At 44.1% G+C, this 21950-nt stretch carries 22 protein-coding genes; 14 read left to right on the forward strand and 8 right to left on the reverse strand.

The window, feature by feature from the left end; genetic code table 11:
- Positions 1-9 precede the first annotated feature (9 nt).
- Positions 10-2655, forward strand: coding sequence for an FtsX-like permease family protein (locus tag NSU15_RS03620; RefSeq protein WP_339289226.1), 2646 nt, complete (start codon positions 10-12; stop codon positions 2653-2655).
- Between the two features lie 120 nt (positions 2656-2775).
- Here NSU15_RS03620 and NSU15_RS03625 read toward each other — a convergent pair whose 3' ends face one another.
- The 3 genes from NSU15_RS03625 to NSU15_RS03635 all read right to left on the reverse strand — a co-directional run bounded on the left by NSU15_RS03625 (position 2776) and on the right by NSU15_RS03635 (position 4897).
- Positions 2776-3234 carry a GNAT family N-acetyltransferase gene (locus NSU15_RS03625; RefSeq protein WP_042124153.1) on the reverse strand — a complete coding sequence of 153 codons (459 nt, stop codon included), beginning with the start codon at positions 3232-3234 and terminating at the stop codon, positions 2776-2778.
- Positions 3235-3254: 20 nt separating this feature from the next.
- On the reverse strand, positions 3255-4247 hold the full coding sequence (locus NSU15_RS03630) for a DUF4003 family protein (protein WP_042124155.1): 993 nt from the start codon (positions 4245-4247) through the stop codon (positions 3255-3257).
- An 83-nt stretch (positions 4248-4330) separates the two neighbouring features.
- Entirely contained in the window at positions 4331-4897 is a 567-nt protein-coding gene (locus NSU15_RS03635; protein WP_042124157.1) for a TetR/AcrR family transcriptional regulator, read from the reverse strand.
- 195 nt (positions 4898-5092) lie between these two features.
- Between NSU15_RS03635 and lpdA the strand changes: the two genes are divergently transcribed.
- From lpdA to NSU15_RS03655, 4 genes are read left to right on the forward strand one after another with little or no spacing between them, the layout of a single operon-like run.
- A complete protein-coding gene (gene lpdA / locus NSU15_RS03640) occupies positions 5093-6487 on the forward strand; it encodes a dihydrolipoyl dehydrogenase (protein WP_339289229.1) in 1395 nt (464 codons plus the stop codon).
- Positions 6484-7116: an HlyD family efflux transporter periplasmic adaptor subunit gene (locus NSU15_RS03645; RefSeq protein ID WP_339289230.1), complete on the forward strand. Its 633-nt coding sequence runs from the start codon at positions 6484-6486 to the stop codon at positions 7114-7116. The genes lpdA and NSU15_RS03645 overlap by 4 nt, the downstream gene beginning before the upstream one ends.
- Positions 7100-7471, forward strand: a complete 372-nt coding sequence (locus NSU15_RS03650) for an ABC transporter permease (RefSeq protein WP_339289231.1) — start codon at positions 7100-7102, stop codon at positions 7469-7471. Before NSU15_RS03645 ends, NSU15_RS03650 begins: the two co-directional genes overlap by 17 nt.
- Complete coding sequence (locus NSU15_RS03655; RefSeq protein WP_339289233.1) at positions 7456-8259, forward strand: ABC transporter permease; 804 nt, start codon at positions 7456-7458, stop codon at positions 8257-8259. Before NSU15_RS03650 ends, NSU15_RS03655 begins: the two co-directional genes overlap by 16 nt.
- A 1-nt stretch (position 8260) precedes the next feature.
- Here NSU15_RS03655 and NSU15_RS03660 read toward each other — a convergent pair whose 3' ends face one another.
- Positions 8261-8884 carry an NAD(P)H-dependent oxidoreductase gene (locus NSU15_RS03660; RefSeq protein WP_339289234.1) on the reverse strand — a complete coding sequence of 208 codons (624 nt, stop codon included), beginning with the start codon at positions 8882-8884 and terminating at the stop codon, positions 8261-8263.
- A gap of 168 nt (positions 8885-9052) precedes the next feature.
- Here NSU15_RS03660 and NSU15_RS03665 point away from each other — a divergent pair, with 168 nt between their 5' ends.
- Positions 9053-9727 (forward strand): MarR family transcriptional regulator, encoded by a 675-nt coding sequence (locus NSU15_RS03665; protein WP_231574029.1) that lies wholly within the window; start codon positions 9053-9055, stop codon positions 9725-9727.
- Positions 9728-9729: 2 nt separating this feature from the next.
- On the opposite strand, the gene NSU15_RS03670 is transcribed toward NSU15_RS03665, so the two are convergent.
- The 3 genes from NSU15_RS03670 to NSU15_RS03680 all read right to left on the reverse strand — a co-directional run bounded on the left by NSU15_RS03670 (position 9730) and on the right by NSU15_RS03680 (position 12215).
- Positions 9730-11043 (reverse strand): purine/pyrimidine permease, encoded by a 1314-nt coding sequence (locus NSU15_RS03670; protein WP_339289236.1) that lies wholly within the window; start codon positions 11041-11043, stop codon positions 9730-9732.
- 104 nt (positions 11044-11147) lie between these two features.
- Positions 11148-11591 (reverse strand): cyanase, encoded by a 444-nt coding sequence (gene cynS / locus NSU15_RS03675; protein ID WP_042124170.1) that lies wholly within the window; start codon positions 11589-11591, stop codon positions 11148-11150.
- A 39-nt stretch (positions 11592-11630) separates the two neighbouring features.
- Positions 11631-12215 (reverse strand): carbonic anhydrase, encoded by a 585-nt coding sequence (locus NSU15_RS03680; RefSeq protein WP_042124173.1) that lies wholly within the window; start codon positions 12213-12215, stop codon positions 11631-11633.
- Positions 12216-12353: 138 nt separating this feature from the next.
- Here NSU15_RS03680 and NSU15_RS03685 point away from each other — a divergent pair, with 138 nt between their 5' ends.
- A complete protein-coding gene (locus tag NSU15_RS03685) occupies positions 12354-12791 on the forward strand; it encodes an Lrp/AsnC family transcriptional regulator (RefSeq protein ID WP_042124175.1) in 438 nt (145 codons plus the stop codon).
- 47 nt (positions 12792-12838) lie between these two features.
- Here NSU15_RS03685 and NSU15_RS03690 read toward each other — a convergent pair whose 3' ends face one another.
- Entirely contained in the window at positions 12839-13777 is a 939-nt protein-coding gene (locus tag NSU15_RS03690) for a YafY family protein (RefSeq protein ID WP_339289238.1), read from the reverse strand.
- A gap of 97 nt (positions 13778-13874) precedes the next feature.
- Between NSU15_RS03690 and NSU15_RS03695 the strand changes: the two genes are divergently transcribed.
- The 7 genes from NSU15_RS03695 to NSU15_RS03725 all read left to right on the forward strand — a co-directional run bounded on the left by NSU15_RS03695 (position 13875) and on the right by NSU15_RS03725 (position 21872).
- Positions 13875-14324 (forward strand): VOC family protein, encoded by a 450-nt coding sequence (locus NSU15_RS03695; RefSeq protein WP_076120106.1) that lies wholly within the window; start codon positions 13875-13877, stop codon positions 14322-14324.
- Between the two features lie 184 nt (positions 14325-14508).
- Positions 14509-15099 carry a TetR/AcrR family transcriptional regulator gene (locus NSU15_RS03700; protein ID WP_339289240.1) on the forward strand — a complete coding sequence of 197 codons (591 nt, stop codon included), beginning with the start codon at positions 14509-14511 and terminating at the stop codon, positions 15097-15099.
- A gap of 37 nt (positions 15100-15136) precedes the next feature.
- Positions 15137-16447: a cytosine permease gene (locus NSU15_RS03705; RefSeq protein ID WP_339289241.1), complete on the forward strand. Its 1311-nt coding sequence runs from the start codon at positions 15137-15139 to the stop codon at positions 16445-16447.
- Positions 16448-16457: 10 nt separating this feature from the next.
- The gene (locus NSU15_RS03710; protein ID WP_081954231.1) at positions 16458-17564 is read left to right on the forward strand and encodes a DUF917 domain-containing protein; all 1107 of its coding nucleotides are present in this window, start codon (positions 16458-16460) and stop codon (positions 17562-17564) included.
- Complete coding sequence (locus NSU15_RS03715) at positions 17564-19144, forward strand: hydantoinase/oxoprolinase family protein (RefSeq protein WP_339289243.1); 1581 nt, start codon at positions 17564-17566, stop codon at positions 19142-19144. Before NSU15_RS03710 ends, NSU15_RS03715 begins: the two co-directional genes overlap by 1 nt.
- A gap of 123 nt (positions 19145-19267) precedes the next feature.
- Positions 19268-20113: a transporter gene (locus tag NSU15_RS03720; RefSeq protein ID WP_339289244.1), complete on the forward strand. Its 846-nt coding sequence runs from the start codon at positions 19268-19270 to the stop codon at positions 20111-20113.
- Positions 20114-20174: 61 nt separating this feature from the next.
- A complete protein-coding gene (locus NSU15_RS03725) occupies positions 20175-21872 on the forward strand; it encodes a hypothetical protein (protein ID WP_339289246.1) in 1698 nt (565 codons plus the stop codon).
- Positions 21873-21950: the final 78 nt, after the last annotated feature.

The following is a 21950-nucleotide window of genomic DNA, read 5'->3' on the forward strand; positions in this document are numbered from 1 at the left end:
AAGTCACCTATGAAAAAGCGAGCGTTGTGGAAAGATATTTTTCGCGAAATTAGGCACACGAAAGCCCGGTTTATTTCGATATTTGCAATCATTATGCTGGGCGTTAGTTTTTTTTCCGGCATCAAGTCAGCCGGTCCAGATATGCTGGATACAGCCGGAACCTTTTACCAAGAGACGAGATTGATGGATTTGAAGGTGCAGACCAACTATGGTCTGACCGAAGAGAACATAGATCTGCTGAGTGATGTACCAGGCATCGACGAAGTCCAGCCGGGTTACAGCGCGGATGTATTCAGTGGCGATAATGCCTTGATACTCAAAGTTCATTCTTACAATTCAGATAAACCTCTTAACCAGTACAGCATAATTGAAGGTCGTCTTCCGGAGAATTCCGGAGAAATGGTATTGGATGACAAGCTGGTCGAAAAGTATGCACTAGGTGACAAGGTAACGTTCAGCGGAGCTGGAACGGATGCGGAGTTGTCGAACAACTTCGAAACCCTTGGTTATACCGTAGTGGGCTTTGTGCGAAGCCCACAATTTATAGAGAAGAGTACCCGGGGCACCAGCGGAATTGGTAAAGGAACGGCGGATGCATTCGCAGCAATCCCGGAGTCAGATTTTAAGCTCCCGGTCTATACGGAAGCCTATCTATCCTTCAAGGATACAATCGGAGTGAAGGCTTATTCACCAGAGTATGAGGAATTGATCGAACAGCATACCAAGGCAGTAGAGCAGGCGCTGTCCGGCGTACCGGAAGCGCGTCTTACTGAGATGCGTGCGGAAGGTGAGAAAGAGCTGTCCAGTGGACGTGACAAGGTAGCCGCCGCCGAGCAGCAGCTCGCTGACTTAAAGCGCCAGCCAGAGGCGGTGCAGCAGGAACAAGCTGCAAATATGAAAGCCATTGCGGATGGACTGGTCTCAGCCAAAGCGGAATTGGCTGCAGGGGAGCAAAAGCTTGCAGAGCTAGCGCTTCCCAAGATCTATATCACTGACAGAAACGCCAATCCGGGATATGCCGAATATAAAGACAACGCTGACCGGTTGTCGGCAATTGCGAGCGCGTTCCCGGTATTCTTTTTCCTGATTGCTGCACTGGTCAGTCTGACAACCATGACCCGCATGGTCGAGGAACATCGCCTGCAGATCGGGACACTTAAAGCACTTGGGTATGGCAATCGTGACATTATGGCCAAATTCTTAGTTTATGGTACGCTTGCCAGCTTGGCGGCTTCGGTTGCAGGGCTTGCCCTCGGTTTTACCATGTTTCCGACCATTATCTATAATGCGTACAGTTCGCTTTATAATCTGCCGAATCTTATCAAAAGCTTCTATCCGTCATATTCCATCATTTCTATTATAGTGGCGCTAATCTGTACAACATTGACAGCTTGGATTGCCGCGCGGGTAGAGCTACGTAGCAACGCATCCGTATTGATGCGTCCGAAGGCGCCAAAGAGCGGGCAGCGGATTTTGCTGGAGAGAGTTACGTTTGTATGGAAACGACTGAGCTTTGTTCAAAAGGTTACCGCACGGAATTTATTCCGCTATAAGCAGCGGATGTTCATGACTGTGTTCGGCGTGGCCGGCTGTACGGCGTTGATTCTGACCGGGTTTGGTCTCAAAGACTCGATTGGCAGCATTGCACCTCAGCAGTTCGGTACGATCATGAAATATGATGCACTTGTGGCGCTGCATGAAGATGCGTCTGCGGATGCACGGGATGCCTATGAGCAATTGATCACTGGCGAGTCCAGCATAACCGGATCATTAAGTGTGGCGCAGGAAACGATGAAAGCGCACAGCAGTGGTGTAAATGATCAGGATGTGCATCTGTTCATTCCTGCATCTGTTGATGCTATATCCGATTATGTAGAGCTGCGGGATCGAGTGAGCGGAGAAAAGCGGATGCTCACAGACGAGGGAGCGATAATCTCGGAGAAGCTGGCTAAATTATACGGGCTTGAACTCGGTGACCTGTTGAGTGTGGTGGACAAGGATAACGAGACATTCAAGATTAAGGTGGCAGGGATTACAGAGAACTATGTAATGCACTATGTCTATATGACACCTGCGTATTATTCTTCCGTATTTGGACAAGAACCGGTGTTCAACACAGAGCTGCTGAACTATACCACGCACGATAAAGCATGGGAGGACAAGTTCGGCGAGAAGCTGACAGACAATGAAGGAGTGGCTGCGGTCAGCTTTTCAAGCAGCGTAGGCACTGCCTTTGACGACACCATGAAGAGTATGGACGTTGTAACCTTGGTGCTCATTGTATCGGCTGCTGCTCTTGCTTTTGTTGTCCTCTACAATTTAACTAATATCAATGTCTCTGAGCGGATCAGAGAACTATCAACCATCAAGGTATTGGGATTTTATGATAAGGAAGTAACGTTGTATATTTACCGCGAGAATTTGCTGCTAAGCTTACTCGGCATTGTTGCCGGATCGGGTCTTGGCATTATATTGCACAGCTTCGTCTTGAATACTGCTGAGCTGGATGCGACGATGTTCGCGCCGATCATCAAGTGGCCAAGCTATGTGTATGCCGCGCTGTTAACACTGTTATTCTCAGGCATAGTCATGGCATTCATGCACATTAAGCTCAAACGGATTCATATGATTGAGGCGTTGAAATCAGTAGAATAAGCGCAGCGTCCACACCAAAAACTAAAGTTAATTCTACTTAAACACAAAGGACCGCTTCGAACAGCCATTGTTATGGCTGCTCGAAGCGGTCTCTTTTGATTTGAGAGGTGACGTAATCTTCTAACGTGAGTCGATCGATAACTTCATATGCAAGATAGGAAATGGATTACCTTGCTCATCCAGTGCAGAACGCTCAAAAACTTCAAAACCCATATGCTCATAGAAACCTAAGGCCTGCGGATTTTGTTCATTTACATCGACGTAGTGTACGTCTAGTGTCTGTATGGCATAAGCAACGAGTGATTTACCGATGCCTTTTCCCATTGCAGCAGGTTCTACGAACAGCATTTCAATCTTGTTATCCTGAACCCCTATGAAGCCAAGGGATTGGTCATTCTCATCTATAAAAGTAAGCAGATGATTTATATGCTCCAACCCCTGTAGAACCAGTGGACGCAACGCATCAATGTCCTGTTCAGACAAGAATTGATGCGTATGCCGCACGGATGATTCCCAAATATTCAGTAGACGGTATAAACATTCTTCATTCCTATTGGTGATTGGTTGTATCGAGTCCATGTCTTCCCTCGCATTTCCACTTAATTCGAAGAAGATGAGGCTGCAGCCGCAGCCGACGCAGCCGCAGCCCCAGCAAGAGCAGCCTGCTGTGCGATCACAATGTTAGTGATGCTGGTGGAAAGCATCGAGGTTACAATGCCGCTTTGCACATCCTCTACATATTTGAAAGCTACCAGCGCAGCTGACAACAGTAGCAATTCCTGCTTTACAATGGACCAGCTGCCAAAGCCTTTTTTGGTACGCAGTAATTCGAAGGTCTCTGAGACTTCCGTAACCATGTCCTTATTGTTGGAGGAGAGCAAAGTAAGCACGCCCAGCGAAGAAAGGGTATATTCCTTATCTAACCGGATGCCATGTGCACGGAACGCATCTCGTAATGCCAGTACACGATCCGCTGCTTCAGAAGCTTCTTTTCCAAGAACCAGTACCTGTGTCAGAGCTTGGACACTGTTCCCCGACATAAATTCAGGCTTTAGTGTAGTGTAAAGCTGCTCCATCCGGTCGATGCCGCTGTCCACGTCGATATCGGAAAGGCCGAGCATGGCAGAGAAGATGTAATCATCATGTCCGGTAAGGAAACGGTGCTTCGCTTTCATACTATCGTAAAACATCTTTGCGCGTTCAACCGTACGCTGATACTGATCTGTTGTCGTATTAGCGGCGATTTGATAAGCGGCAACGACGAGATAATCAGAGGCTCTAAATTTGACGTCCTTCAATAAGTCATACACGGTCAGCGTATTTGCAAGCTGTTGTTCCTTGTCTGAAGAAAGAGAGAGCATAGTAGCAATACTGATTGCCGAATTCCCCCTAAACGAAGAAAACATTCCGGTATTTTCTTTAATAAGCTCGTGGCTCGCACGAATCGCATCCTCATCTGCACTTTTATTCTCTGCTGTGTACAGTAACCCCGCCAAACGGCTAACCATTGCATTATGCCAAGGAAAAGCCTTTTTGATCCTCTGTGCGTTCTCTGCGAACAATTCAACCCTTGCTGCATACTGCTCGTTCATTGGATACACCCCTCAGTTACCTTTTATTTCATATTACTACGAAGAAATTTGGAGGAGGATTCATTTGTGGCTCAAAATCAAAATTAGTTCATAACTAGCTTTTTGGCAGACTGCTTGCCTGCAGAGAGGAGGTTGTCGCTCAATTCAGGATTATTTACAGTCCGTGCAAGAATAAGAGAGCCAACCATAGTACTGAACAGTGCGCTACCTTTGGACGTGTCGATGCCAGCCAGAGTAGAGATAAAATCAATCATCCGCTCTAGCTCCTGTGTGAATACCTGCCGAACATCCTCGGAAGAGTGGGCTAATTCGGTAGAAAGGGCAGGAATAATGCAGCCCATCTCGGTTTTGTCGCGGTGATACGGACTTAAATAGTAATCAATGACCGCATTGATTTTGGGGTTCTGGTCTTCCTGATCCGCAACCTTCTGCAGAAGTGCGATGGTATCGCTGATGGCATATCGGCAGGCTTCGGCGACCAGCTGTTCTTTGTTGTCAAAATGTGAATAGAAGCCTCCATGCGTCAATCCGGCTCCTTTCATAATGAAGGGAACACTTACATCATGAATTCCATGGGTGCGAAAAGCCTGGGCAGCACTTTCAACAATTTTATTCCGTACTTTTATTTTATGGCCTTTGGGATAGGGCATTGTAATCACTCCACAGCATCATAATTCTACTTTTAAAATATTATAATCATCATAATAAAACCTGTCAATTTAGCGTTTCTGAGCACATCTAGTTTATGAAATGCTAAACAAGGTTGTTGACGGTTTTAAAATATGATGATTATAATATATTACGGTCATCATATTTTTAGTTAGATAAACAGGAGGTATCGGGAGATGAATAAACTTGAATCCGTAGAAACATTGGTCATTGGATCAGGTCCGGGAGGGTATGTGGCGGCGCTGCGATCCGCACAGCTTGGGATGAAGACGGCAATAGTTGAACGCGATCAGTTAGGTGGGGTCTGTACAAATGTAGGGTGTATTCCATCCAAAGCATTAATTGCAGAATCCCATCGTTATGAGTGGCTTAGAGCGTTCAGCTCTGCAGATGCGGCAGTGTCATTTAAGAATGCTCAGGATTTCAAGCAGGGAATTGTGAATAAGCAGGCAGGAGGAGTCAGCTATTTATTAAAGACGGCAGGCGTAAACATTCTGGTAGGAGAGGCTAGATTGCTTGATGAGCATACGGCGATTATCAGTCAGTGTGGGCAGGAGCAGACTCTTTCTTTTAAAAATGTCATCCTGGCCACAGGCTCTCGTCCGATTGAGCTGCAAGCCTTTCCGGTTGGCGGACGTGTTTTGTCTTCCACAGAAGCTTTGGCGCTGCCAGAGGTTCCAACAAGCCTAGTAGTTATAGGCGGGGGATATATAGGTGTTAAACTGGGGCAAATGTATGCCAAATTCGGAACAAAAGTAACGATACTGGAGGGAGGAGAACAAGTGCTGCCTGGATTTGAGCCGGAGCTTGTGAGCCCTGTTGGAAGGCAGTTGAAAGCTGAAGGGATTAAGATGATTACCGGAGCGACAGCTGTGAACGTAGTGCAGAGTGCGGATGCCATTACACTGCATTATTTAAAAAATCAGGAAGAGCAGTATGTGACAGCGGAATATGTGTTAGTCACTATAGGCCGAAAACCAAATACAGACGGCAATTTAGGGCTGGACCGTATAGGCTTGCCAGTGACGAGCAGGGGATTGATTGAGACAGATGAACAGTGCAGAACGGCTATTCCGAATATTTTTGCAATTGGGGATATTACGTTGGGTCCTGCCCTTGCTCACAAGGCATCTTACGAAGCCAAGATTGCGGCAGAAGCTATTGCTGGTCTCTCCTCCGAGGTTGATTATAGAGCCATTCCGCTTGTTGTATTTTCTGATCCAGAGCTGGCCAGTGTTGGCTTAAGTGAAACGGAAGCAAAGTCAAAAGGAATTCCGGTCGTTATCGGCAAATCCTCCTTTGGGATTAACGGGAGAGCCTTGGCTTTGAGAGAAACTGAGGGCTTCGTCAAAATTGTAGCGGACCCGACCTCTGGAATCGTTATTGGCGCCCAAATTGTTGGAGTAGAAGCATCTACACTTGTGTCGGAGCTTGCTCTTGCTATTGAGATGGGTGCAACTGTGGAGGACTTGGCGATGACCATTCACCCTCATCCCACATTGGGAGAAGTAATTATGGAGGCTGCCGAAAATGCAGTTAGGAAAATGAGAATGGGAGAGAGTGGAAAATGAAAATAAAAGCAGGTTTGTATATCGGAATTGCTATTGTGTTGATCGTTGGTGGGGCGCTTCTTGCTGTAAAAGGAAAGGATGCTGTCAGTCAGGCTGAGAGCAGGAAGCAAGGGATTCTAGATGCGGAGCAAAAGACCCTATTGTATCAGAACAGTCCAGGGTCAATTGTAGAGGTCGGTGTGGCTGTAGGTGATTCTATAAAACAGGGAGAGGTATTGTTCAAGGTTAAATCCGCTGAAGAAGGAGAAACAGATGTACTCGCTCCAGAGGACGGATCGGTCAACAGGATCATTGTAAAGCCGGGAGATCAAATACAGCAAGGAATGCCAATGGCGATATTGCAGAAAAACAACTTTTATACAGACCTCTACATACAGGAAAGTGAAATCCAAAAGCTAGAGGTGAATCAAAGCATTAGCGTTCATTTTCCGTATTTGGAGCACCCAGCGGAGGTGACGGGTGTAATTGCTTCCATCGGAGTTGCTCCTCAATTTGCCAGCTTACGCATGTCACGCGAAAAAGGGCAAGCCGATTTAAGCATGTTTCTTGTCCGTGTAGCTATGGATGCGAATGCTGATTTGCTCCCGGGGATGACTGCGGAGGTGAAGCTCGATGAAATCACTGATTGATGAGTGGAAGTACGTAACGGGCAGTAAGTATTTACGCTTGATTTTTATCGGCCCGTTAATCGCAGCTCTGTTCTTCGGCTTGATGTTCTCAAAGAATCAAATCAGCGAATCGCATGTTGTAGTCATTGATGAGGATCACAGTTCGTATTCACGACAGCTGATCTCTAAAATAAATGCTTCTCCTTATATGAAAGTAACTAATGTGTACGCCAGTCCCCTGGATCCAGAAACGTTACTGGCAAATGAGCAGGCAGTCGCGGTCATCATGCTTCCTAAAGAGTTGGAGCTGCATCAGCAGCAGGGGTTATCAACGAATCTCGGCATATTAATGGATAATCCATGCCATCAGGTCTAACCGGCATCCGAACTGCGATTCAGGAAGTCATCCAGACGGAAAATATGACACTTTCGATAACCCGTCTGGTTCAGAAAGGAATGGACGCAGAAACTTCAAAAGGGATTATTTCTCCATTGTCCCTTCAGCAGCGGATGCTGTTTAATCCGACCACGAGTTACGTAGGTTTTATGGTGCTTGGATTTGTAAATATTGTGGTGCTGATGATTACAACAAGCGCAGCGGGTTCAATTGTCCCTCGCTTGCGTCAGGAGGGGAAACTCTTTGCAAACGGGAACTCTCCTTGGCAGATTTGGGTTCGTAGTCTACCATACGCTGTTTTGACCACTATCTCGCTGCTCCTTTGTTATGGCTTATTAAAACAGGTGGGGGGAATGCGCTTTGTAGCGGAGCCTTATCTGTTCATTCTTCCGCTGTTTGTGTATGCCTTTGCCTTGTCTCTCATGGGCCTGTTGATTGGTTATACTGCCAAAGACGTATCCAAAGTTAATTTACGAACCAATTTCGTATTGTATCCGTCATTTCTTGCTACTGGAATCCAACTGAGTCCACTTGCGTTTCCGGAGTTTTTTCAAATTTCCGCTTGGGCATTACCGATGAATTGGCTGAATCGCCTCATACGCGGGATGGCTTTTCGGAATGGGGCGCTAACAGCCTACAGTCAGGAGCTGGGGGCACTGCTGATCATTATTGGTGTTGCATCCTTATTCATTGGATTGCTGGTGCTTCGGGAGGCGAAGAAACCCGAGGTTCAGCTCTCGACATCCGTTTCAGCTTCAGTAATTTAATTTACCCTAGTCGTGCAAAACGTCGTTCTGTTTTATTAAGATGCTTCACCCGTTCTTCTAAGCTGCGATCTGACATTCCGGCATAATTATACCAACGGAGATTCTTACGTATTCCCATTTTGCGGAAGGTCCCTCTGAACAGAATCTTGGTGATGGGGTTGCCAAAAATCCAGCGATAAAAGAAGTCAGGAGTATTCATAACAGTCAGCAGGGATACTCCTTTAATATTCGGCAGTAAGCATTTGAAGGGCCGTCCAGGTTTAATTTCTTCGTAGACAATGCCTTTAGCGAATACCTTATCAAGAAAGCCTTTGGTAAGAGCGGGCATGGCTTCCCACCATATAGGGAATATGAAGACAATATGATCCGCTGCTATAAGACGCTGCTGATAATTGGCGACTAGAGGGTCGATGGTTTTCTTTTGTCGCCAAGCAGCAAGTTCTTCGCAAGACATGACTGGATTAAATTCATCGGCATGCAAATCGATAAGATCAATCGTATGGCCTTTGGTGGTAAGACCTCGCATAACGGAAGCTAGTAAGACCGCGGAATAGCTTCGCTGATGGGGGACATTCTCGGACGCTGTTGCTCCATATGGATGATCAAAAATAATCAGGACATTCATATAAATACCTTCTTTACGATTTATTGTTTCTCAGAAATTAAATAATGACTATGGAAACAATAATACGTTTTAAGTTTCCTTGTTGTCAATATTATTTCTAGGAAACTTTATTTATGATCTGTATCTTGTTAAAATGATCATAAGATGAATTTACGAGGAGACTTAACAGTGACGCATTCTTTCGAGAACTTACCTAATAAGGATATTTTGATAAAAAAATTGATAGAAATGATTCCACAATTACAAAAGCGATTTCAATCGGAGGATGATGAAGAGAAGGAATGGTTGATTCAGAACTGTAGTAATCCCCTTATCATTGATTTCCTCAAAGACTCCACAGTCATGACCCTGCATGTAATAGATGCAATTGGACAGCTTGAACCGGTGAATGGCACTACCATTTCGAAGCATTTCGGAATTCCGAAAGGCAGCGTGTCCAAAATCACTAGAAAATTAGTTCTGCAGGAAATGATTCGCACGGAGTTTCTCCCCGATAATAAAAAAGAAGTGCTGTTTCTTACAACACCTCTTGGAAAAGAAATATTCGATTTGCATCAAGCACTACATAAGGAGATGAATAAAGGGATAAATCGGTTTCTACAAAGATATAACACAGATGAATTGTTATTTCTGATCCAAGCATTCGAGGATACTTTGGAAGCATCATGGGTTCATTCGGAATCGGTTGCTGAAGAAGAACCATTAAATGCTGGAGAATCTCTTGAGGCAATGGAAATCGATGAAATGAGTCAAATCGTAGACATGCTTAACCAACTGGATACACGCAATCTTAAGAAAGCTAAGGCCATTCTTCAAGATGTATTTTTCACCTCATTTGAGTAGCTTCATAATTTGCGATAATGGCTTATTTTCTTTTCACCCTTCCACAATTGCTCTAAAAGCATTGCTAGGATAGTGCCGACAAGCAGACCATTACTGCAAATATATCGAAATGTGGAAGGAAGACTCTGAAATACCGCTGGAGGTAAAAACATAAGTCCGATGCTCACCAACAACGTTATTCCTAGTATCGTTAATCGGCGATGATCAAGCTGTTCCTGTAGCAAGGATTGGAATGCAATCCCTATAATTTGTACAAAAGTAGCTAGAAGTGCTGCACTGGCTACTGGCGCTGGAAGTAACGCTAGCACATTGACAACGGACGGCATAAGCGCGATAACGGTTAGTAACATACAGGCCATAAGAAATGGCCGAATTCGCTTTTGCCCCGTTAATTTCATAAAGCCCGCCGAGGCTGGCAATGGAACAACGCCTATCGTTGAGAATAGGGCGGCTAGTATATGAGAGATCCCTCCTGTCCAAATCCCTCTACTTAATGCTGTTTTTTCATCTTTCGGTAAAACCGGAACTACTTGTTTTACAGCGGAAATAGAAGAAATTGTATTGGATACTAACAAAAACGTAAACAACAGTGAGGTAATCACGATCCCTAGATCGAATTGAGGTGCTCCCCAAGCAAAAATATGAGGGAACTTCAAGACGGGATTTGAATCTGTAAATGTTGGGCCCACTTTCCCCAATGCTGCAAATAATGCCGAACCCAAGCCGATTCCAATCAGTACGGCGTAACTACTAATCCATCCTCTTCCTTTAATAGAGAGAATAATAACAAGTCCAAAAATAAAAAAGGATATGAGTGCTGCCATAACATCTGGTTCGGCGCTTGTTCCCTGTAACCCAAGCATGCCTTTGACTAATACACCGCTTAATTGCAAGGCGAGAATGAATAAAAATGAACCCGAAACTAAGGGTGTGAATAAAAATTGAAGCCTATAAACTAGCCCTGTAGTTCCTAATACGAAGAGAAGAAGACCGGCTACGATTAATCCTCCTTCTAGAATTTGTAATGTATACATTTGATCTTGCCCTTGAATTAAGGCTAAGTTGCCTAATATGACAAAGATACTTACCCATGATCCCGCAGGACCATCTGCAATAGGGTATTTATGTCCTAACCATCCCTGAATAAATGAACTGATTCCTACAACGAAAAATGTCCGCTGCATTAAGGTTGAAATTTGTTCAAACGACAATTGAAAAATACCTCCAATGACAATGGGCAGAGCCACTGCATTGGCTAGCAAAAAAATGAACCATTGTACAGTGCTGAGACTATCAGTAACACGTTTGTTCTCCATATCAACTCACCTTTACTATTGTTAACTATACAATCTATACGGAAAAAGAAAGCCACCTTTCGATGTGAAATCGTTAAAAGGTGGCTGGCTCGCTTCTTAATTTATTACCATTTGCGATATGGCAAAAACTTTCCGTTCATCGTCAGAATGATGCGGTCACCGTTCGGATCTTCTTGCTTTTGTACGTCGAATTGGAAATCGATTGCGCTCATGATACCTTCGCCAAGCTTCTCCAAAACAAGTTCTCTAATCGTTGGACCGTATACAAGCAGCATTTCGTATAGGCGATACAATCCTGGATCTGTAGGCGGCATATCGATGACATCGCCACGGTGTGGGATTTGTGTGAGCGCTTGAACGACTTGTTCGTCGAGTTCAAGCAATTCCCCCATTTTATCTGCTTCATTACGTGTCATTGTTGCTTGACCCAACAGTGCAGTTACAACCCAGCTCTCTGAATGCTCGCTTTCCTTTGCGATTTCGCCCCAAGTTAATCCTTTTGCAAATTTAGCGTCCAATATCTGTTGTGTCGCTTCTTTTCTATTCATATTTCATTGCTCCCTTTAGTTTAGTATAATGAGTGTCGCTTAGTGCTTGTCGTGGCCTGTTATTTGTTCATATCCATTTACAATCAGATCGAGTTTACCAGTGTCTGGTGCTATCACCAGACCATGAACAGCTACCTCTTTCGGAATGAGCGGATGATTACGCACCAGATCTATGTTTCCTTTAATCGAATCTACGACATTCGTAAAGCCGAACAACCATTTATGAAGATCGATACCTGCATATTCAAGTGAAGAAAGAATTTCTGGTGTCGCGACTCCGCGATCCATTATTTTTTGAAGTGTTCCTTCAGGGTTACTTTGACTCATGCCACAATTGTGGTGACCGATGATATAAATTTCTTCCGCATTCAGTTCGTAGACAGCCGTTACGATACTGCGCATGATGCTTCCAAATGCATGGGTAATCGTTCCACCTGCTGTTTTGATGACTTTGGCATCCCCATTGTGTATATTTAGGGCTTTAGGCAGCAGCTCAATCAGTCTCGCATCCATGCACGTTACGACAATCATGCGTTTTTTAGGGAATTTCGTTCCCTCATAAGGTAGATACTCCTTGTCTTCTACGAACTGATCGTTATACTCCAAAATTTCTTGTAATAGCATTCTTGGGCCTCCTTTGAAGTGTTTTAGTTATCACTGTTTCAATGGCTACTAACTAGTGAATCAGGATATAACTAAGTATAGATATTCATGCTTAAATGCTGAATAAGTTGGCGAAACGCTATATGTCCATTTGCTTTCATGACGAAAGGATTGATTTTTATTTTTGATCATATCGATTTTGCGATACTAGCATTACTAAAAGAAAACTCCAGAATTCAGTGGAAGGACATTGGCCAAAAGATACATATGACCGGCCAAGCGGTCGGAAATCGCATTAGGCGTTTAGAAGATTTGGGGGTTATCGAGCAATATACGATCGTTACTAATAAAGCAAAGCTAGGTCTGTCTATCACAGCCTTTATTACATTTTTTGTGGAATCAGCCAATCATCCTTTATTCCAGAAGTTTGTGATGGCAGAGGATGCTATTACCGAAGTGCATCGAATTAGCGGAGAAGGATGTTATGTGTTAACCGGACATTTTGCTTCTAATGAGGAGCTTGAGGCATTTCTGGCTCAACTTTTGAATCATGGGAATTATCGAGTGAGCCTATCCATCGGAAAAATAAAATCTTAATCCATACAAAAAAAGAGGGGCGTAGACCCCTCTTTTCTTTGTCCAATTTATAATTTTTGAAAATGATGTAAGAGATTCTCTATTCTATCCTGAATTATTTGTTTCAAGGCTTCAGGCTTCACAGCTCTAACATATTGACCATAACGCATGAAATAATTAGCTAGAAATTCTTCTTCGCCTGGATTATAGAATCCCTTTATGATTGTTTTCGGGCCAGCTTCTATTTTCATAGAGGGATAATGCTCTTTATAAAAAATATCTTTGGCTTGCTCCGCAATCTCAACTTCAAAGTGAATACTGTTCTCGGATTGATAAAATTCTAAGGAACGAATAAGAAGTTCTTCTATAGAATAGCGGGCTGTGCTTTCCTCTTCTTCAATGAAGGTTATACGATCACATCTAAACACCCTGTAGGTATTCGTATTTAACTCTATTCCAGTAGCATACCATTGACCAAACTTCGCGGAAATTCTGAAGAATTGTACAGGGTAGCTTTTTGTCTGGTTATTTTTTGTGTATTCAATGTTACAGGCACATTCATTTAGAATACTTGCCAGAATTTTATCTAAAAAACGACTGACATGTTTATGCTGATACATTTCGAATTGTAGAACTCTTTTCATTTTATGAATCTGCTCGATTTGTATATTCGAAAGACAGTGCTCGAACTTTTCGTTTAGCTTGTTAACACTTAAATGAAAAGGTGTAGATTGATAAGATTCTAGCGTCAGCATAGCAAAGTACAGTGCATACACTTCATCTATTGTGAAAATAATAGGGGATAACAATCTATTTTTTAAAATACCGTAACGTCCGTGTCTGCCGTGTTCTGAATAAATAGGCATCCCTAATTGTTCTAATGAAGTAATATCACGCAGCGCTGTACTTTTTGAAATATTGTATTTCTCCATAAGGTCACTTAGATTAAAAAACTCTCGCCCGTTTAAGTATCTCATCATGTCATATAATCGTTCTGATTTCTTCATAATAAAAAGCCCCTTTTTAAGGTGTCATGTTTTGATACCTTTTTATATGATAATAAGTTCAAGGTCACATATCAAATCAACAAAGGAGATTTATACGATGAGTACAACACTAGAAGTAGCTATTTTCTTATCAATGAACGGAAGCGCAAAGGAAGCTATAGAATTTTACAAAAAGCATTTTAATGCAGAGGAACTGTTACGTGTTACCTATCAACAACTCGCAGAACGTGACAGCTCCATACAGCTTACGGATGAAAATAAGGACTATATTACTCACTCTGTTTTGTTAATCGGCAGAACCAAACTAATGATCGCAGAAGAAACTATGAATCCGAGTGAAGCATATAGAGTGGGGAATAACACTTCATTATGTATCCAAAGTGCTGATGTAGAGGAAATTGAACACTTCTATAGTAGCTTAATCACAGATGATCGAGTAAAAGTCATAGTTCCCTTATCTAGCAATGTATTTAGCAAAGCCTATGGGATTATTGAAGACCCATTCGGTATTCAAATTCAATTAATGTTTGATGAAAGATTACATTAACCCGAGGACGCTTTTTGCATTGAAAGTAAAACAAGTTCACTGTCCAGCTGACCATAATTCAGGGATTGTCCTGATGTTGGTCAGCTTTTTTCATTCATTTGCTGTTGTTCTTTCTGAAAAAGCATTGAATTTTTATGCACAAAGATGTATAGTATTTTTTAATTAACGTTAATTAAGTAAGGGTGTGAATGTCTTGACCAGAAATAAGCTGAAAGAAGTGGCGATGAGACTATTCGGGGAGAAGGGGTACGAGGGTACGGCTCTCTCTGAAATTGCGAAGGAAGTTGGTGTGAAGACTCCGGCGATCTATGCCTTTTTTGAGAATAAAGAGGATTTGTTTATGACGGTCTTTCGTGAGGCTATGCAGTCCTATAATACTTATATTCAAGAGCTATCGGAAGAACAGAAAGTACTGAGTGCGCAGGAAAGTCTACGAGGCATATTGTCTAGACAGTATGAGTTCTATCAGAAGAGTCCTGAAGCAAGCAAAATTGTACTAAGGTATGTGGTCTTCCCACCGGTATTCTTGAAGGAGACGATTGAAGAAGCATTCCTAGAGTCCGACGCGATGCTGACGAAGATCATTGAACAATTCATCTCGAAAGGAATGGAAGAAGGCGTAATTCGCGATCAATCCGTGCAGCTTCTCGTAGATGCTTTTCTCAACTTGATGGATGGATTAAGCATGCAGTATTTCTATTACACTTCTAAGGGGATTTATGAGCGTAAGCTGAACCATGCGTTTGAAATGTATTGGAAGGGTGCGTCCTCATAGCGCTACAGAAGAAGATAACAACAAGGGGATGGGGAGAATGGCAGAAGTAAGTGAAGTAAAGGGGAACGAGCTTAGCTCGGGGGATTTTGAGAGAGAGCCGGTTCCAGCGCACTTGCGTAAAAAATGGCTATCTATGTCGCTCGTCTGGATCGCCATCGGGATTGACCTATCAGCGATGTTCTTGGGTGCTCAGCTTGGTAATGGAATGAATCTGACGGATTCACTCACAGCAACAATAATCGGTTCGTTAATCCTAGGGGTGATCGGAGCGTTATGTGCGTATGTAGGGGCGAAAACAGGGTTATCGACATCGATGATCTCTAGGTTTCTATTCGGAAATATGGGTGCACGTGTCGTAGCGGTTATCCTCGGTATTTTCTCACTCGGTTGGTTCGGGGTGCAGGTCGGGTTCTTCGCTTCAAATATGCAGACTGCTTTTAGTCAATTATGGGATATCCATTTGTCCTTAGGGGTGCTTTCATTCATAGGCGGGCTTTTGATGATGTCGACAGCTATTTGGGGCTATCAATCTATTGAACGACTAAGCACCTGGTCCGTACCGTTGCTTATTTTGTTTATCGGAGTGGCAATTTATTCCGCGTTCCACACCAAAGGAGCCTCAGCCGTTTGGGAGCCGATTAGCGGAGCAGCGATCCCGATGGGGACAGCGATCTCGCTTGTTATTGGTATCTTTATTGTCGGCACGGTGCTTTCACCGGATATCGCTCGTTGGGCGCGCACACCAAAGCATGCTATAACCGCGGCCTTTATCGGCTTCTTTGTGGGTAACAGCTTCATGACGATTGTAGCTATTTTCCTATCTCGAATCATGGACACAGATGATCTGACGAATATTTTCATTGCGTTAGGACTTGGGCTTCCAGCTATTATCGTCTTAACCCTTGCCCAATGGACGACAAACACGAACAATTTATATTCTGCTTCGCTAGGGTTCTCTGTCGTGTTCCAAAAGGTTCCGAAAAAGCTAATTACTATTGTGGCAGGTATCTTTGCTACGTTGCTTGCCGTACTTGGCATCTATGATAAGTTTTTATCTTTCCTAAATATTATTACGGTGTTTGTCTCTCCAATCGGGGGGATCTACACGTCCGAATTTTTGCTTGTAGATCGAAAAAAATTCACTTTTGATGGTCTGGACCGCAATAAAAACTGGGTGATTCGCTCCTTAGCGGTATGGGTCGCAGCTACGTTATTCGCTTTTATGACCACCGCAGCGCCAGATGGATTCGGGTGGTTCCAAATCACAAGCGTACCGGCATTGGATGCATTTATGTTCGCCTTTATAGTGCAATGGATTGTCGGAAAAATCATGACCAAGAAGGGATAACATCATGAGAATGAACAAACTAACAGAATTAAATGAGCAAGCGGTACAATATATTGCTGTGGGTGCAGCCGTTCTTGGAACAGGCGGGGGCGGTGATCCGCATATCGGTAAATTAATGGCGAAGGAAGCTATTCGTAAGCATGGCCCTGTTCGTGTGATCAGTCCTGAGGATCTGGAAGACGACGCTTTGGTTGTTCCTATATCCATGATCGGTGCACCAACAGTCATGAATGAGAAGATTCCTTCGATTCAGCAAATGATCAAGCCTTTGGATATGATTGAAAAAGAGCTTGGACGCAAAGTGAGCGCCATTATGCCGATTGAGGTTGGCGGCGGTAACTCCCTAGTTCCTGTAATTACGGCAGCGGAACGCAACATTCCTATCGTGGATGCGGATGCCATGGGACGGGCTTTTCCTGAATCGCAAATGGTGACGTTCTACTTGGACGGTATTGACTGCAGTCCGATTACGATGGCAGATGAACGCGGCAACGGAGTGCTAATGCATGCGATCGACGGTGTCTGGGAAGAGCGGATGGCACGTGCGGTCACGATTCAAATGGGTGGATCGGCTTCGATCTGTGATTATCCGGTAACTGGAGCGCAAGTAAAGCAAAGTGCAATTCCGCATACCTTGACGCTTGCGTATGAAATCGGAAAAACATTGTTCGAGTCCAAGGAATTGAAGCAGAATCCAATTGAAATGCTGCTGAAGCAGCTAAATGGATATGCGTTGTTCCAGGGAAAGGCAGTAGACATTCGCCGTCGTACAGAAGGCGGATTTACACGCGGTGAAGCGATCTTCGAAGGTACAGATGCTAAAAAGGGACGTTCGATGACTTTGTTCTTCCAGAATGAGTTCCTTCTTGCCACAGAAGATGGACATTCCATTGCTATTACTCCTGACCTGATCTCCGTACTTGACCAGGATACCGGTATGCCAATCACGACTGAGAATTTGAAATACGGTGCTCGGGTGAGTGTGGTTGGTTTCCCTTGTGATCCGAAATGGCGTACAGCTAAGGGGCTTGAGACGGTAGGCCCGCAATATTTTGGCTATGATGCACCTTATGTTCCAATTGAACAATTGGCAACATCGAAAGGGGGAGCTGAGTAATGTTTAATACGAATGTAAATAACATGGAAGTAATATACCGCATCGGGATCGATGTCGGCGGCACAAATACGGATGCAGCCTTACTCGATTCGAAATTAAATACGATTCATACTATAAAAGTGCATACTACACGTGACGTCAATGCGGGCATTAGCGAATCGATTCGCCGCTTGCTTGAAGAGAGCAAAGTGAATCCAGCGCAGATTCGTTATGCGATGCTTGGCACTACACACTGCACGAATGCTATTGTGGAGCGCAAGCACCTCGGTAGAGTAGGGTTGATTCGGATCGGGGCACCAGCGACAACTTCGGTTCCTCCCCTCGCGGATTGGGACGATACGCTGAAAGCGACGATTGGTTCCCATGCATATGTTGTTCACGGTGGTTATGAATATGATGGTCGAACCATTGTTGAGCTGAATGAAAATGAGGTTATCGATTGCTTAACAAAGATGAAGGGGAATGTCGAAGCGGTTGCGATTTGCGGTGTATTCTCTCCAGTCAACACCTCACAAGAGAAACGCGTGGAAGAACTTGCGAAGCAAGTTCTTGGAGCAGACATGCCGGTGACCTTGTCTCATGAGATTGGAAGTATTGGACTGCTTGAGCGTGAGAATGCCTCACTACTGAACGGTGCTTTACTGAACGTTATTGCCGGCGTTGTAAAGGGCTTTGAAGAGGCGCTTCAGGCCTTTGGTATTAAAGCTAGCGTGTATATTTGTCAGAACGATGGAACGTTAATGTACAGTTCATATGCGCTTCGTTACCCTATTCTAACGATTGCTTGCGGGCCGACGAATTCCATTCGGGGTGCGGCTCACTTATCAGGCTTGAACGATGCGCTCGTTGTTGATATCGGAGGTACAACGACGGATATTGGCGTTCTCACACAAGGCTTCCCGCGTCAATCCTCTGCCGCTGTTGAGATTGGCGGAATTCGTACGAATTTCCGCATGCCGGATATTTTATCCATCGGGATCGGCGGCGGTACTATCGTTCGCTTGGATGAACCGCAGGATCAGGTAACGGTGGGGCCAGATAGCGTGGGTTACGAGCTGTTGAAGCGCGGTCTTATCTTCGGCGGCGATACGCTCACAGCAACTGATGTGGCGGTTAAGCTCGGACGATATGAGTGGAAAGATGCGCAGACAGAGAAGCTTAATGAATCGATCTGCCGAAGAGCGGATGAGATCATTACGCGAGATATTGAGGATGCGATTGATCGGATGAAGACAAGCTCGGACCCTGTTGACGTTATCCTAGTCGGTGGTGGGAGCATTCTTGTAGCCGATCAGCTTGAGGGTGTAGCACGGATCGTAAGACCCGATCACTACGATGCAGCAAATGCGATTGGTGCGGCATTAGGTGAGGTTAGTGGTGAGACGGAGCGAATTTATTCGCTGGATGAGATGTCTTATGACGAAGCCAAGGAAGATGCTCGCAACCATGCGATAGAGCAAGCCGTTCTGGCGGGTGCAGATCGCGAGACTGTACAGATTGTGTTGTCTGAGGATATACCGATTGCTTACTTGCCAGGCAATGCCTTGCTGGTAAAAGTGAAAGCCGCAGGACGTTTATAAGAGGGATACGGATCTGCCTTGAGGAGTGAACGCTCTTCGAGGCAGATTTTTTTTGCAGAAAGGGTATTTAGAATACCTGTCGAAGTGGGTTATGTACATATTTTAACGATGGGAGAGAGGACAATGAAAGTGATTAGCACATTAGAAATCGTAGATGTACAGACAGGGGAACGAACTGCGCTCCGCTCGTTTGATTCCTTAATCGAGGCACCCAATTGGACGAGCGATGGTAAGCGCCTTATTTATAATAGTCAAGGTTGTCTTTATTCGTTCGACATTGCAACCTGTGAGTATGATCGATTGGATTCGGGGTTTGCTACGGATTGTAATAACGATCATGTGCTGTCTTTTGACAACACTAAGATCGCAATAAGTCATCATACAAAAGAAGATGGTAAATCTCGTATATACATCCTTCCTATAGAGGGTGGCGAGCCGGTTCTAATTACACCGAATGCACCAAGCTATTTACACGGCTGGTCTCCAAATGGTGCTGAACTGGCTTACTGTGCTGAGCGCAATGGTCAGTATGATATTTATACCATTCCAGTAGACGGTGGAGTTGAGGTGCAACTGACGAATTCGCCTGGACTGGATGATGGACCTGAATATTCACCTAATGGAAATCATATTTGGTTCAATTCGGTACGTACAGGGCTTATGCAGGTGTGGAGAATGAATGCCGACGGCAGTGAGCAGACGCAGATGACTTTTGACGAGAGTAATAACTGGTTCCCACATGTATCGCCAGATGGTCAGACGATTGCCTACCTGAGTTACCGCAAAGGAGATGTAGATCCTGGTGATCACCCTGCAAATAAGGATGTTGAGATTCGATTGATGGCAAGCACAGGAGGAGATTATCGCACACTAGTACAATTGTTTGGAGGACAAGGTACGATTAACGTGAATTCGTGGTCTCCGGATAGTAAGCGCTTGGCGTTTGTAAGTTATGTGGTGGAGGAATAGGAATAAAATACCGATAAAAATTATAGTATTTTTATTTATATATAAATGGGGGAAATGTTGGATGAAGAGGATTTTTAGTGTTTTGCTAATTGTATTACTGGTTATACCCGCGCTCGGCACTACAACCTTTGCGAGTAATACGGTGAAGGCTAAGGTGACTGAGAGCAGTACATATTTTGACGGAGAGAAAAAGGCTCTGAACGGGTTCAATATCTCGAACAATAATTATTTCAGACTGCGTGATGTAGCGGAGTATTTCTCGGGAACAGCCAGTCAATTTGATGTCACTTGGAACAAAGCAAACAATGCGATAGAGATCATAACCGGGCAAGCTTATACGCCTGAAAAGAAAGCTAGCAGCAACTATTATAGTCGCAGTAGGACTTATTCAGCCACGCTGTCGACCTCTAAAGTGCTAGTGAATGGGCAGCTACAGTCGATTACGGCGTACAATATTGACGAGAATAACTATGTTCAGCTGCGAGATTTGGCGGGGAAGATTCCATTCGATATCGAATATGACGTTCAGTCTGATCGAATATCCTTGTTCTCCAAAGTTCCGGATCACGCTTACCGGGTGAAGACGGCGGTGGAAACCGAAAGTAACGCTGTATCTTCTTATTTTCCCAGATGGAAAAGCACAGTCTCTTCCTATCTGGTGAAAAATAATGATGGGACTGTAAGTGTTTTGGAGGCGAAAAAGGAAGTTACGATTGAATCGTATAATGAGAAGTTCGAACTAACGGGAAACAAAAGTATTCCTTTGGAGCTTCCGATATTTGGGGGCTTCTATAGCGGCGAGAACTATAACTACATTGCTTTTGGACAAGAGAACCGTGAAGAGAATGATAGCAAAGAAGTCATTCGGATTGTCCGTTATGATAAAAGCTTTAACAGAATCGATAGTGTCTCCATAAAGGGTGGGGAGAGTTATACAGTCAGCCCTTTTGATGCAGGCTCCGGTAGTATGGCTGAAGCTGGTGATACGCTGGTATTCCACACCTCACGTACTAGATACACGACAGAAGATAAACTAAATCATCAATCCCAGCTTACAATTATCGTGAACACCAAAACTATGACTGTGACGAATGATCTAGGAAGATTCCAGAAGAATCATGTCAGTCACTCGTTTGATCAGTATGTATTGTTTGATGGTGCCACGCATGTTCTAGTGGATCATGGTGACGCGTATCCCCGTTCGATTGTTCTGAATAAAGGAGATGGAACCAGCTATAACGAGGTAGACCTGTTCAATATCCCCGGCAAAATCGGAGCGAACGCTACTGGTGTTTCTATAGGCGGATTCGAGATGTCTTCGGCGAACTATATTGTCGCTATGAATACGATTGATCACTCGCTTGTCAAAGACTATACGTCTTATGAGATGGTGGGACTGGAGAAGGACCAGAGAGATATCGTTCTTAGTGTATTGCCAAAAGCCAGCCTTTCTAGCAGTTCAGTGAACCACATCACCTTAGCTAAATATGTAGGTACGACCAAGATTGCATCCATTCCACAACTGGTGAAAATAACTGACGACAAGCTAATGGTGCTGTGGCAGGAATTTGATATGGAGAATCACCCGGGTGATCTGAAATATGTTCTTATAAATGGAGAGGGAGCAGCTACTGGCAGCATCCAAACGATTAAGAATTTTACACTATCCGAATGCAGCCCTATGGTTAGCGGTGATAAAATTGTATGGTATGCCAACAACAAGGGCTCCAGAGTGTTCTATTCGATCCCGTTAAATTAACGGATTCAATTAATAACAAAGTGGGTAAATTAGACTATAAGATATAAATAGGACCTTCTAAATAGGAGGTCTATTTTT

The sequence above is a fragment of the Paenibacillus sp. FSL E2-0201 genome, assembly GCF_037963325.1.
Taxonomy (GTDB): domain Bacteria; phylum Bacillota; class Bacilli; order Paenibacillales; family Paenibacillaceae; genus Paenibacillus_AQ.

Coding starts and splice junctions, on each gene's coding strand:
- NSU15_RS03635 (WP_042124157.1), bottom strand. CDS start 4,897: ATGCCCTATCCCAAAGGCCATAAAATAAAAGTACGGAATAAAATTGTT.
- NSU15_RS03655 (WP_339289233.1), top strand. CDS start 7,456: ATGCCATCAGGTCTAACCGGCATCCGAACTGCGATTCAGGAAGTCATC.
- NSU15_RS03660 (WP_339289234.1), bottom strand. CDS start 8,884: ATGAATGTCCTGATTATTTTTGATCATCCATATGGAGCAACAGCGTCC.
- NSU15_RS03685 (WP_042124175.1), top strand. CDS start 12,354: ATGACGAAAGGATTGATTTTTATTTTTGATCATATCGATTTTGCGATA.
- NSU15_RS03650 (WP_339289231.1), top strand. CDS start 7,100: ATGAAATCACTGATTGATGAGTGGAAGTACGTAACGGGCAGTAAGTAT.
- NSU15_RS03630 (WP_042124155.1), bottom strand. CDS start 4,247: ATGAACGAGCAGTATGCAGCAAGGGTTGAATTGTTCGCAGAGAACGCA.
- NSU15_RS03625 (WP_042124153.1), bottom strand. CDS start 3,234: ATGGACTCGATACAACCAATCACCAATAGGAATGAAGAATGTTTATAC.
- lpdA (WP_339289229.1), top strand. CDS start 5,093: ATGAATAAACTTGAATCCGTAGAAACATTGGTCATTGGATCAGGTCCG.
- NSU15_RS03690 (WP_339289238.1), bottom strand. CDS start 13,777: ATGAAGAAATCAGAACGATTATATGACATGATGAGATACTTAAACGGG.
- cynS (WP_042124170.1), bottom strand. CDS start 11,591: ATGAATAGAAAAGAAGCGACACAACAGATATTGGACGCTAAATTTGCA.
- NSU15_RS03725 (WP_339289246.1), top strand. CDS start 20,175: ATGAAGAGGATTTTTAGTGTTTTGCTAATTGTATTACTGGTTATACCC.
- NSU15_RS03680 (WP_042124173.1), bottom strand. CDS start 12,215: ATGCTATTACAAGAAATTTTGGAGTATAACGATCAGTTCGTAGAAGAC.
- NSU15_RS03645 (WP_339289230.1), top strand. CDS start 6,484: ATGAAAATAAAAGCAGGTTTGTATATCGGAATTGCTATTGTGTTGATC.
- NSU15_RS03710 (WP_081954231.1), top strand. CDS start 16,458: ATGAACAAACTAACAGAATTAAATGAGCAAGCGGTACAATATATTGCT.
- NSU15_RS03670 (WP_339289236.1), bottom strand. CDS start 11,043: ATGGAGAACAAACGTGTTACTGATAGTCTCAGCACTGTACAATGGTTC.
- NSU15_RS03695 (WP_076120106.1), top strand. CDS start 13,875: ATGAGTACAACACTAGAAGTAGCTATTTTCTTATCAATGAACGGAAGC.
- NSU15_RS03715 (WP_339289243.1), top strand. CDS start 17,564: ATGTTTAATACGAATGTAAATAACATGGAAGTAATATACCGCATCGGG.
- NSU15_RS03620 (WP_339289226.1), top strand. CDS start 10: ATGAAAAAGCGAGCGTTGTGGAAAGATATTTTTCGCGAAATTAGGCAC.
- NSU15_RS03705 (WP_339289241.1), top strand. CDS start 15,137: ATGGCAGAAGTAAGTGAAGTAAAGGGGAACGAGCTTAGCTCGGGGGAT.
- NSU15_RS03720 (WP_339289244.1), top strand. CDS start 19,268: ATGAAAGTGATTAGCACATTAGAAATCGTAGATGTACAGACAGGGGAA.